At 42.5% G+C, this 11,498-nt stretch carries 10 protein-coding genes and 11 tRNA genes; 20 read left to right on the top strand and 1 reads right to left on the bottom strand.

Annotation, left to right across the window (positions count from 1 at the left end; all coding sequences use genetic code 11):
• The first annotated feature begins 4 nt into the window (after positions 1 to 4).
• The 19 genes from HMPREF9189_RS11745 to HMPREF9189_RS11655 all read left to right on the top strand — a co-directional run bounded on the left by HMPREF9189_RS11745 (position 5) and on the right by HMPREF9189_RS11655 (position 9,288).
• Positions 5 to 75 (top strand) — tRNA-Gly (locus HMPREF9189_RS11745).
• Between the two features lie 34 nt (positions 76 to 109).
• A tRNA-Ile gene (locus HMPREF9189_RS11740) sits at positions 110 to 183 on the top strand.
• Between the two features lie 11 nt (positions 184 to 194).
• Positions 195 to 266, top strand: a tRNA-Glu gene (locus tag HMPREF9189_RS11735).
• 6 nt (positions 267 to 272) lie between these two features.
• Positions 273 to 362: transfer RNA gene (locus HMPREF9189_RS11730), tRNA-Ser, on the top strand.
• 11 nt (positions 363 to 373) lie between these two features.
• Positions 374 to 447 (top strand) — tRNA-Met (locus HMPREF9189_RS11725).
• 3 nt (positions 448 to 450) lie between these two features.
• Positions 451 to 523 (top strand) — tRNA-Phe (locus HMPREF9189_RS11720).
• 17 nt (positions 524 to 540) lie between these two features.
• Positions 541 to 621, top strand: a tRNA-Tyr gene (locus HMPREF9189_RS11715).
• An 11-nt stretch (positions 622 to 632) separates the two neighbouring features.
• Positions 633 to 703, top strand: a tRNA-Trp gene (locus HMPREF9189_RS11710).
• 14 nt (positions 704 to 717) lie between these two features.
• Positions 718 to 790, top strand: a tRNA-His gene (locus HMPREF9189_RS11705).
• A 13-nt stretch (positions 791 to 803) separates the two neighbouring features.
• A tRNA-Gln gene (locus HMPREF9189_RS11700) sits at positions 804 to 875 on the top strand.
• A gap of 9 nt (positions 876 to 884) precedes the next feature.
• Positions 885 to 968: transfer RNA gene (locus HMPREF9189_RS11695), tRNA-Leu, on the top strand.
• A gap of 180 nt (positions 969 to 1,148) precedes the next feature.
• Positions 1,149 to 2,426 (top strand): hypothetical protein, encoded by a 1,278-nt coding sequence (locus HMPREF9189_RS11690; protein WP_000091381.1) that lies wholly within the window; start codon positions 1,149 to 1,151, stop codon positions 2,424 to 2,426.
• Positions 2,427 to 2,500: 74 nt separating this feature from the next.
• Entirely contained in the window at positions 2,501 to 3,985 is a 1,485-nt protein-coding gene (thrC, locus tag HMPREF9189_RS11685) for a threonine synthase (RefSeq protein ID WP_000177123.1), read from the top strand.
• 60 nt (positions 3,986 to 4,045) lie between these two features.
• A complete protein-coding gene (locus HMPREF9189_RS11680; protein WP_000488873.1) occupies positions 4,046 to 5,326 on the top strand; it encodes an MATE family efflux transporter in 1,281 nt (426 codons plus the stop codon).
• 3 nt (positions 5,327 to 5,329) lie between these two features.
• Positions 5,330 to 5,950, top strand: a complete 621-nt coding sequence (locus HMPREF9189_RS11675) for an HAD family hydrolase (protein WP_001172834.1) — start codon at positions 5,330 to 5,332, stop codon at positions 5,948 to 5,950.
• 165 nt (positions 5,951 to 6,115) lie between these two features.
• Positions 6,116 to 7,318 carry a LysM domain-containing protein gene (locus tag HMPREF9189_RS11670; protein WP_000746971.1) on the top strand — a complete coding sequence of 401 codons (1,203 nt, stop codon included), beginning with the start codon at positions 6,116 to 6,118 and terminating at the stop codon, positions 7,316 to 7,318.
• 149 nt (positions 7,319 to 7,467) lie between these two features.
• Complete coding sequence (locus tag HMPREF9189_RS11665; RefSeq protein ID WP_000184913.1) at positions 7,468 to 8,331, top strand: DUF2262 domain-containing protein; 864 nt, start codon at positions 7,468 to 7,470, stop codon at positions 8,329 to 8,331.
• 158 nt (positions 8,332 to 8,489) lie between these two features.
• The gene (locus HMPREF9189_RS11660; protein WP_000723483.1) at positions 8,490 to 8,915 is read left to right on the top strand and encodes a MarR family winged helix-turn-helix transcriptional regulator; all 426 of its coding nucleotides are present in this window, start codon (positions 8,490 to 8,492) and stop codon (positions 8,913 to 8,915) included.
• 10 nt (positions 8,916 to 8,925) lie between these two features.
• Complete coding sequence (locus tag HMPREF9189_RS11655; RefSeq protein WP_000022889.1) at positions 8,926 to 9,288, top strand: DUF1304 domain-containing protein; 363 nt, start codon at positions 8,926 to 8,928, stop codon at positions 9,286 to 9,288.
• Positions 9,289 to 9,328: 40 nt separating this feature from the next.
• Here HMPREF9189_RS11655 and HMPREF9189_RS11650 read toward each other — a convergent pair whose 3' ends face one another.
• On the bottom strand, positions 9,329 to 10,186 hold the full coding sequence (locus HMPREF9189_RS11650) for a DUF975 family protein (protein ID WP_000876924.1): 858 nt from the start codon (positions 10,184 to 10,186) through the stop codon (positions 9,329 to 9,331).
• Between the two features lie 116 nt (positions 10,187 to 10,302).
• Between HMPREF9189_RS11650 and tgt the strand changes: the two genes are divergently transcribed.
• The gene (tgt, locus tag HMPREF9189_RS11645) at positions 10,303 to 11,445 is read left to right on the top strand and encodes a tRNA guanosine(34) transglycosylase Tgt (RefSeq protein WP_001285237.1); all 1,143 of its coding nucleotides are present in this window, start codon (positions 10,303 to 10,305) and stop codon (positions 11,443 to 11,445) included.
• The last annotated feature ends 53 nt before the right edge of the window (positions 11,446 to 11,498 follow it).

Here is an 11,498-nt window from a genome sequence, read left to right as displayed (position 1 = left end):
TTTAGCGGGTGTAGTTTAGTGGTAAAACTACAGCCTTCCAAGCTGTTGTCGCGAGTTCGATTCTCGTCACCCGCTTTGAACTTTGTTCAAATACCAAGTTTTTTAACTTGGGCGCGTAGCTCAGGTGGTTAGAGCGCACGCCTGATAAGCGTGAGGTCGGTGGTTCGAGTCCACTCGTGCCCATCTATGGATATGGTCCGTTGGTCAAGGGGTTAAGACACCGCCTTTTCACGGCGGTAACACGGGTTCGAATCCCGTACGGACTATTTGTTGGAGGATTACCCAAGTCCGGCTGAAGGGAACGGTCTTGAAAACCGTCAGGCGTGTAAAAGCGTGCGTGGGTTCGAATCCCACATCCTCCTTTTTATATTAACGCGGGATGGAGCAGCTCGGTAGCTCGTCGGGCTCATAACCCGAAGGTCGTAGGTTCAAATCCTGCTCCCGCAATTTGGCTCGGTAGCTCAGTTGGTAGAGCAATGGATTGAAGCTCCATGTGTCGGCGGTTCGATTCCGTCTCGCGCCATATCTTATTTATAACTTGGAAGGGTAGCGAAGAGGCTAAACGCGGCGGACTGTAAATCCGCTCCTTCGGGTTCGGGGGTTCGAATCCCTCCCCTTCCATTGCTTTAGTTACGGGCATAGTTTAAAGGTAGAACTAAGGTCTCCAAAACCTTCAGTGTGGGTTCAATTCCTACTGCCCGTGTTAATAAAATTATGGCGGGTGTGGTGAAGTGGTTAACACACCAGATTGTGGCTCTGGCATGCGTGGGTTCGATCCCCATCACTCGCCTATTTTATATTATTGGGGTATAGCCAAGCGGTAAGGCAAGGGACTTTGACTCCCTCATGCGTTGGTTCGAATCCAGCTACCCCAGTTACTATTTGCCGGCGTGGCGGAATTGGCAGACGCGCTGGACTCAAAATCCAGTGTCCGCAAGGACGTGCCGGTTCGACCCCGGCCGCCGGTATAGTAATAAGAACAAGGTTTTTTGACCTTGTTTTTTTATTTCTTACTAAATTGTATCTTGTTAATAGTGGGATAATGGTTCAGTAATTATTTTTGCGTGATTTTCTAATCTTTTGACTTGTTTTTTGGTATAATATTACTTATTCACAATTTATTTTGATTATGAAAGTGTTGGTGTTTGATGTCTCGTTCGATTGATTTGCTTAAGAAACGCTACTTAGAAAATATGAAAGAGAAGCCGGATTTATTTGTGGGAATTGAGCTGGAGTATCCTGTTATCAATTTAGAGGGTAAAGCTACAGATAGTGAAGTTGTTAAGGATCTCTTTCGGTATTTACCATCAGTTCTGGGTTTTACGATTGAAAAAGTAGATGACTTTGGGAATCCAATTCAGTTACTTGATCCAGTTAGCCAAGATACTATCTTATTCGAAGTCTCCTATACAACTATCGAGTTTGCCTTTGGTAGGGCGGAATCCATCCAAGAGGTTGAAGTGCGTTTTCGAGATTATATGGATCTGATTCAGAAAAAGCTGAGTAAAGCAAATCATGCAATTATTGGTTCTGGGATCCATCCTTATTGGGATAAAAATGATAATCAACCGGTTGCTTATGCACGTTATCAGATGTTAATGAACTATTTGAAGTTGAGCAGAACTGTTTTAGGGACAGATTTACACGATTATCCGCAATATGGAGCCTTTATCTGTGGGAGCCAAGTTCAACTGGATGTTTCAAAGTCTAACTATTTGCGTGTCATCAATGCATTTACTCAGATTGAAGTTGCAAAAGCTTATTTGTTTGCCAATTCTGAGTTTTCAGGAGCGGATTGGGATACCAAGATTTCGAGAGATATTTTTTGGGAAGAGTCCATGCACGGTATCTATCCCGAGAATGTAGGTGTTAATGCTAGACTCTTTAAAGATGAGGATGATTTTTTTGATTACCTAGATCATTCTGCGATCTTTACTGCGGAACGTGATGGGCAGACCTATTATTTTTATCCAATTCGAGCAAAAGATTACTTAGGAACTCCGGAAATTCACGCCTTCGCCCTTGATGGGGAAGAGATTCTTCTTTATCCTCAGGAGAAGGACTTTCAAACTCATCGTAGTTACCAGTACCAAGATTTGGCAACTCGGGGGACTATTGAGTTTCGTAGTGTATGTACGCAGCCTCTAAATAGAACCTTTGCTTCTGCAGCCTTTCACTTGGGGTTGTTGCTTCATTTAGACAAGTTAGAAGCTTACTTGCAATCTGCACCATTTTTTACAACATTTGGTCGTGATTACAAGTCATTGAGGAGACAATTTTCAAAGAAAAGGCTCACAGATGAGGAAGAACCTGCAATTGTCGAGTTTTCAAAAGCCTTACTCCTTCTAGCTGAGGAAGGACTGGAGAAGAGAGGCAAGCAAGAAATGACCTATTTGCAGCCTTTGAAAGAAGAATTGGGCCTATAATTTTTGTTATAAAGGGAGAATTTTCTGAAAAATCATGATATAATGGAATGGACTATAGATAAAGGATAGGGATTATGACATTAGTTTATCAATCAACGCGTGATGCGAATAATACAGTAACTGCCAGTCAAGCTATTTTGCAAGGTTTGGCGACGGATGGTGGTTTGTTTACACCGCTTTCTTATCCAAAGGTCGATTTGGACTTTGAAAAATTGAAAGATGCTTCTTACCAAGAAGTTGCTAAGTTAGTTTTGTCAGCCTTTTTAGATGACTTTACGGCTGAGGAGTTGGACTACTGTATCAACAATGCCTACGATAGCAAGTTTGATACTCCAGCTATTGCGCCATTGGTGAAACTGGATGGGCAATACAACTTGGAATTGTTCCATGGTTCAACGATTGCCTTTAAGGATATGGCCTTGTCTATCTTGCCATACTTTATGACGACAGCCGCTAAAAAGCATGGTTTGGAGAACAAGATTGTCATCTTGACAGCGACATCTGGTGATACTGGAAAGGCTGCTATGGCAGGGTTTGCGGATGTGCCTGGAACTGAAATTATCGTCTTTTATCCAAAGGATGGTGTCAGCAAGGTACAAGAGTTGCAAATGACTACTCAGACTGGCGACAATACTCATGTTATTGCTATTGATGGTAACTTTGACGATGCGCAAACTAACGTCAAACATATGTTTAACGATGTAGCTCTTCGTGAAAAGTTGGCTACCAATAAACTGCAATTTTCATCAGCCAACTCTATGAACATTGGTCGTTTGGTACCACAGATTGTTTATTATGTTTATGCCTACGCTCAGTTGGTCAAGTCTGGTGAGATTGTGGCTGGTGAAAAGGTCAATTTCACAGTACCAACAGGAAACTTTGGAAATATCTTAGCTGCCTTTTATGCCAAGCAAATTGGTCTGCCAGTTGGCAAATTGATCTGTGCTTCAAATGACAATAATGTTTTAACTGACTTCTTTAAAACACGTGTTTACGATAAGAAACGTGAGTTTAAGGTAACGACTAGTCCATCTATGGATATCTTGGTATCTTCAAACTTGGAGCGTTTGATTTTCCATCTTTTGGGGAATAATGCGGTTAAGACAACTGAACTCATGAATGCCTTGAATACACAAGGACAATATGAATTGACAGACTTTGATGCAGAGATTCTGGATCTCTTTGTAGCTGAATATGCGACTGAGGAAGAAACTGCGGCAGAAATTAAACGTGTTTATCAAACAGATGCTTACATCGAGGACCCACACACAGCTGTTGCCTCAGCAGTTTATAGAAAATACCAAGCGGCTACTAGCGATGCGGCTAAGACAGTGATTGCTTCAACAGCTAGTCCATACAAGTTCCCAGTGGTTGCCGTAGAAGCGGTAACAGGAAAAGCAGGCTTGACTGACTTTGAAGCCTTGACTCAATTACATGAAATCTCAGGAGTGGCAGTGCCACCAGCAGTTGATGGCCTAGAAACGGCTCCAGTTCGTCATAAAACAACGGTGGCTGCTGTTGACATGCAAGCAGCGGTTGAAGCTTATCTAGGACTTTAAGACAGAGGAAGTAAACTCGGTTGGGAAACCAACTGAGTTTCTTTTCATCAGGAGAACAGATTGTTTAGAAAAAATAAGGACATTCTCAACATTGCCTTGCCAGCTATGGGTGAAAACTTTTTACAGATGCTCATGGGGATGGTGGACAGTTACTTGGTCGCTCACTTGGGCTTAATCGCTATTTCGGGTGTTTCAGTGGCTGGCAATATTATCACGATTTACCAGGCGATTTTCATCGCTTTGGGAGCTGCTATTTCCAGCGTTATTTCAAAAAGTTTGGGGCAGAAGGATCAGTCTAAGCTTGCCTATCATGTGACTGAGGCGTTGAAGATTACTTTACTATTAAGTCTCCTTTTAGGAGCTTTGTCTATCTTCGCTGGACAAGAGATGATAGGACTTTTGGGGACTGAACAGGATGTGGCCGAAAGTGGAGGACTCTATCTATCTTTGGTGGGTGGATTGATTGTTCTCTTGGGATTAATGACCAGTTTAGGAGCCTTGATTCGTGCAACGCATAATTCTCGTCTCCCCCTCTATGTCAGTCTTTTATCCAATGCCTTGAATATTCTCTTTTCCAGTCTAGCTATTTTTATCCTTGATATGGGGATAGCGGGTGTTGCTTGGGGGACTATCTTGTCTCGTTTGGTTGGTCTTGTGATTTTGTGGTCACAATTAAAACTGCCTTATACGAAACCGACTTTTGGACTGGATAAAGACTTACTGACCTTGGCTTTGCCAGCAGCTGGAGAGCGGCTTATGATGAGGGCTGGAGATGTAGTGATCATTGCTTTGGTCGTTTCTTTTGGGACGGAGGCAGTAGCGGGAAATGCAATCGGGGAGGTTTTGACCCAGTTTAACTATATGCCTGCCTTTGCCGTCGCTACGGCAACGGTCATGCTGGTGGCTCGAGCAGTTGGAGAGGATAATTGGAAAAGAGTAGATAATTTGAGCAAACAAACCTTTTGGCTTTCTCTGCTCCTCATGTTGCCCTTGACATTTAGTATCTATGCCTTAGGGATACCACTGACTCATCTATATACGACCAATCCTGTAGCGGTTGAAGCTAGCGTTTTGGTGGTACTGTTCTCACTACTAGGGACTCCCATGGCGACAGGGACAGTTATTTATACGGCGGTTTGGCAGGGATTGGGAAATGCTCGCCTTCCCTTTTATGCGACAAGTATAGGGATGTGGTGTATCCGTATTGGGACAGCTTATCTGATGGGCATTGTTCTTGGTTGGGGCTTGCCTGGTATTTGGGCAGGGACTCTTTTGGATAATGGTTTCCGTTGGTTATTTCTACGTTACCGTTACCAACGTTATATGATGTTGAAAGGATAGAAAATGCAAAAAACAGCTTTTATTTGGGATTTAGACGGGACTTTATTGGATTCTTACGAAGCGATTTTATCAGGGATTGAGGAGACCTTTGCTCAGTTTTCTATTCCTTATGATAAGGAGAAAGTGAGAGAGTTTATCCTCAAGTATTCTGTGCAGGATTTGCTTGTGCAGGTGGCGGAAGAGAGAAAACTAGATGCGGAAGTGCTCAATCAGGTGCGTGCCCAGAGCTTGTCTGAGAAAAATGCCCAGGTAGTTTTGATGCCAGGTGCGCGTGAAGTGCTAGCTTGGGCAGACCAAGCAGGGATTCAACAGTTTATCTATACTCATAAGGGGGACAATGCTTTTACTATTCTAAGAGACTTGGGGTTGGAATCCTATTTTACAGAGATTTTAACCAGTCAGAGTGGCTTTGAGCGCAAGCCTAGTCCAGAAGCGGCTACCTATTTGTTAGACAAGTATCAGCTGGATCCTGAGAAGACTTATTATATAGGGGATCGGACTTTGGATGTGGAATTTGCCCAGAATAGCGGTATTCAAAGCATCAACTTTTTAGAGTCTTCTTTTGAAGGCAATCACATGATTCGAGCACTAGCAGATATTCCTCATATTTTTGAGAGTAAGTAACAAGAAGATTGTGTCAGTTGTGTGACAGAGACCTAACAAACTATTTCAAGTAATCGAGTTTGTTACAAGGAATAGACAGTTCTATTAAATAGGCCCGAGAGGGCTTTTTTTCAGCTTTTTTTGTGTTATGATAGACAGGTACTCATTTGAAAGGAATATGAACGAATGAAGAAAAGAATGATTTTAGTCTCAACAGTAGCCTTGTCATTTGCCCCAGTATTGGCAACTCAAGCAGAAGAAGTCCTTTGGACTGCACGTAGTGTTGAGCAAATCCAAAACGATTTGACTAAAACGGACAACAAAACAAGCTATACAGTTCAGTATGGTGATACCCTGAGCACGATTGCAGAAGCTTTGGGAGTAGATGTCACAGTTCTTGCAAATTTGAACAAAATCACCAATATGGACTTGATTTTCCCAGATACTGTCCTTACTACAACTGTCAATGAGGCAGAAGAAGTAACGGAAGTTGAAATCCAAACTCCTCAAGCAGATGCTAGTGAAGAAGTGACGACTGCGACAGCTGATTTGACGACGAATCAAGTGACAGTCGATGAACAAACAGTTCAAGTAGAAGACCTTTCTCAACCAATTGAGGAAGCTCCAACTGCAACAGAGACTGAAAAACCAGCAGAAGTAGCGCCAAGTTCAGAAGTTTCTGAGACAGCGACAGTTGTTGAAGAGACACCATCTACAGAAACACCTGTAGCTGAAGAAACAGCTGAAACGACTCCAGCGGAAGCACCAGTAGCAGAAACAACTCGCCCAGCTGAAGAAGAAGCTCCTCAAGTAGCGACTCCAGCTACCGAAGAAACGGCAACAACAACTCCAGCAGAAGCACCAATAGCAGCTGCGCCAGCAACAGAAACGCCTGCTGATACAACGGAAACAAGTGCAACAGAATCAACAACAAATTCTGACACTGCAACTTCGACTTATCAAGCAGAGCAAAGTCAAACTCCTTCAAGAACGTATGCTGCTCCAGCGGCTCCTGACTATGCAGGACTTGCTGTAGCTAAGTCTGAGAATGCTGGTCTTCAACCACAAACTGCAGCCTTTAAAGAAGAAATCGCCAACTTGTTTGGCATCACATCCTTTAGTGGCTACCGTCCTGGTGACAGTGGTGACCATGGAAAAGGTTTGGCCATCGACTTTATGGTTCCAGTAAGTTCAGCACTCGGTGACCAAATCGCGGAATATGCGGTCCAAAATATGGCTAGCCGTGGTATCAACTACATCATCTGGAAACAACGTTTCTACGCTCCATACGATAGTAAATATGGACCAGCCTACACGTGGAATCCAATGCCAGACCGTGGTAGCGTAACCGAAAACCACTATGACCACGTTCACGTATCTATGAATTAAGAATAATAAGAAGCTATACATTTAAAAGTGTAGCTTCTTTTTGTGTAAAATAGTATTAATAAGTGAAATAAAATCTAAAACATGTTAAAATGTAAGCGAATACAAAACTATACTAACGCTTTTAAGCATAGAGAGAAAGGATGAAGTGAATGACAAATCGATTAAAAACTCCATTTGAGAAAACAAGAGATGATTTTGAAGAGGAATTTTGTGGTGAAATTGTCGAATTCTTGATTTTTACCCTCCAAAATGTAACTGGGGCCGCTTCTTTAAAAGATGGTTGTAAAATGCCGTCCGTTCATTTTAAAGCTAGTGTCAATGTTGCAACCCAGGAATTCTCTGAACGTGAGGGACGTTTGGAATGGGTATTGACTCCTGAGGAATTTGAAGAAAAGAGATGGGGCTTTAGTTTTGAACCCTACAAAATTCATCATATCAAATGTCAAAAACGCCCCTTCATGGAGTTAGAGCCATATATGTCAGAAGTAGCTAATAACTGCTACCACTTGCTGGAATACCTAGATGACCAATCCTCAGACTCTAGGTTAGAGACCTTGATTGAAACCTATCAAAAACCGGTCATCATTCAAGACGATATTGGCGAATTCACCTTAAACAGAGCCTATTCTTGGTTTGAAGGATTTATCACTTACGAGGGTGGTAAGATTCATGCTATCTTTGCTGCGAGTGCAGATGAAAGTCTCCCTCCAAGTTCTTTTGATGATCTAAAGAAATTTATGGGAACTTTCCAAGTTCAAGATACTCGGATTAAAGACTATATTGTCAAAGAACTGTGGGAAACAGCTCAAGACTGGATAGATTCAGATGAAAATGATGTGGAGTTAACAGAAGAGTATTTTACCAACTCTCTTTCCTTGAGTGAACTATCGATCAACGAAGACGGGGAATTGACCCTCTACTATGATGATAGCGAGGAAATTTTTGCAGGCCATGCCATCGAAGTTGTCATTGATAAAGAGGGAGAAATCCTTCGAGCAGATTTGGTAGGTTAGTGCTGGATTTTATCTAGAATATAGAAATAATAGCCTTTTGGGATTGAAACCAAGAGGCTATTTTTCGTGAGTAAGCAAAATGGTTGCGTTTTTAATCTTTCTGTAATATACTTGATAAGTCAATAGTTGATAAATCAAGTTTTCGCGAGGAGATAGAAATGAAAAAAATTAACGACTTACTGTACCAGCTCCATTTAACAGATCAGATGATCACTCAACTTTTTGAGAAACAATTGGGAATTAGTTTGACTCGCTATCAAATCTTGCAGTTTTTACTGCAGCAGTCACCCTGCAACCAGATTGCCGTTCAGGAGAAGTTGCAAATCGACCAGGCGGCCTTGACCCGTCATTTTAAGATACTAGAGTCAGAGGGCTATGTCAGTCGCAAGCGTAATCCGGCCAATCAGCGAGAAGTCTTAGTTGAATTAACCCAAGAAGCCAAGAATCAACTCTTAGTCAGTCCGCCTAAACATCATTTGCGAGTGAAGGAACAGATGGAGAGCATCTTATCGACAACCGAGCAGAAAGAGCTAACAACTTTACTGACGAAACTAGTGTCAGGTCTAGAAAAAATAGAATTTTAAGGAGAAAACGATGTCAATCATTACTACTATTTTAGCAACTATCGTTGCTTTAGAGCATTTTTACATTTTTTATTTGGAAAGTGTGGCTACGCAATCAGATACTACTAGCCGCGTATTTAATATGGATAAGGAAGAACTGGTTCGTCCTTCAGTGAGTTCACTGTTTAAAAATCAAGGGATTTATAATGCTTTGATAGGGGTCTTTCTCTTGTACGGAATCTATTTCTCACAAAATTTGGAAATTGTAACCATCTTTGTTTTATTTGTTCTTGGTGCAGCGACCTACGGTTCTCTGACAGCAGACAAGAAGATTATTCTGAAGCAAGGTGGACCCGCTATTTTGACTCTGCTGAGTATGTTACTTTTGAAATAAGAAAACCAGCGTCTTTCAGGACGCTGGTTTTTGTATGCTCTTATCCATTTCGACGTTTACGGGCTAGTAGGGCTCTGTAAAAGAAGATGTGATTGTTTTGGATATAGGGAAGGAGTGAAAAGCTAGCAATCCCAAAGGTGATCCAGTTGAGGAAGTACCAAGGGAGTAGTTGTAAGTCGAGGACAAAACGCTGGAATTTATAACCTTTCATCAAGAAACGGCTGGTTTTCAGGATTTGACTTGGTTTAGCCTGTCCTAAATCCAGAGTATCGCAGAGGAGGAATTCTACCTGCGAGTAGGCATAATGTTGCGGAACGTAGAGGATGTTTCCTACAATCATCAAGATGAGGCTCGCGAAAAAGTAGAGCCCAAAGGTCATAAGGAATTGCTCGGTTTCAACGGATGAGAGGTCTAATTTTGGAAATTCAGGATGTAGGGCAACAAATCTACGAGCCAAGAGATTGCTATAAAAGAGAAAATAAACGCCTACTAAGTTTGGAATGCTCCATAAAAAAAGGTAGAAACGTTTGAGGAGCAGGGTTAGAAAGGTTTGTGAGAAGCGCTCTTCAGCAAAGAGGGTCAGGCTTGATTTTACTGAGAGTTCCGTATCAGGATCCTTGAGGAGTCGGAGTGTCGCAAAGGCAGCACCTGCTAGAAAAATCGTGCTCATAAAATAAACCACTAGCGGGAAGAGATAGGCTTGGAGCACTTGCGCCAGCATGCTGAAAAAGGATTGCTCTAAAACACTTTCCTGGAGACGAGCCAAGGGGTTGAGAAAGCCTGACAAGATGACCAGCATACTAGGAAGGAGATAGACCAGAAGGAGGCGGGGATTTTCAGCCTGAAATTGCCTAGTCTGCAGACGAATGGTTTTTAAATCAATTTTTGGGTATTTCATTCTCTCATTATACCATAGTTCGTGACAGTTCCTAGTTTTTTTGATAAAATCATACAGTATGCCTTTGGGCACAAAGTATGAACTGGGACTGTTTTTCCCAGCTTCGGAGGTAGAAAATGTCAGATTCACCAATCAAATACCGTTTGATTAAGAAAGAAAAACACACGGGAGCTCGTCTAGGAGAAATCATCACCCCTCACGGCACCTTCCCGACACCTATGTTTATGCCGGTTGGGACCCAAGCTACTGTCAAGACCCAGTCACCAGAGGAGTTGAAGGAGATGGGATCAGGAATTATCCTCTCTAATACTTATCATCTGTGGCTTCGTCCAGGAGATGAACTCATCGCACGCGCAGGCGGTCTCCACAAATTTATGAACTGGGACCAGCCAATCCTGACGGATAGTGGTGGTTTCCAGGTTTATTCCCTAGCAGATAGCCGTAATATCACTGAAGAAGGAGTAACCTTTAAAAACCATCTCAATGGTTCCAAGATGTTCCTATCGCCAGAAAAAGCCATCTCCATTCAGAATAATCTGGGCTCAGACATCATGATGTCTTTTGATGAATGCCCTCAGTTTTACCAACCATACGACTACGTTAAGAAATCCATCGAGCGTACTAGCCGTTGGGCCGAACGTGGCTTAAAGGCTCACCGTCGTCCACATGACCAAGGTTTGTTTGGAATTGTACAGGGGGCAGGATTTGAAGACCTTCGCCGTCAGTCAGCTCACGACCTTGTCAGCATGGACTTCCCTGGCTACTCTATCGGTGGTTTAGCAGTGGGAGAAACCCACGAAGAAATGAATGCAGTCTTGGACTTCACAACTCAACTGCTACCTGAAAACAAACCTCGCTATTTGATGGGAGTGGGAGCGCCAGATAGCTTGATTGATGGGGTTATTCGTGGTGTGGATATGTTTGACTGTGTCTTGCCGACTCGTATCGCTCGTAACGGAACTTGTATGACCAGCCAAGGTCGTTTGGTTGTCAAGAATGCCCAATTCGCTGAAGACTTTACGCCACTGGATCCTGAGTGTGATTGCTACACATGTAAGAACTACACACGCGCTTATCTTCGTCACCTGCTCAAGGCTGATGAAACCTTTGGCATCCGCTTGACTAGCTACCACAATCTCTACTTCTTGCTCAATCTGATGAAGCAAGTGCGTCAAGCCATCATGGATGATAATCTCTTGGAATTCCGTGAGTATTTTGTGGAAAAATATGGCTACAACAAGTCAGGACGCAATTTTTAAAGTGTAAAAATAGAATGCCAAAATCCTAAGTTTTCTCTTAGGATTTTTCTTCT

It is taken from the genome of Streptococcus sp. oral taxon 071 str. 73H25AP (genome assembly GCF_000146755.1).
Taxonomy (GTDB): domain Bacteria; phylum Bacillota; class Bacilli; order Lactobacillales; family Streptococcaceae; genus Streptococcus; species Streptococcus oralis_T.
This window is presented reverse-complemented; position numbering and strand designations above follow the sequence as displayed.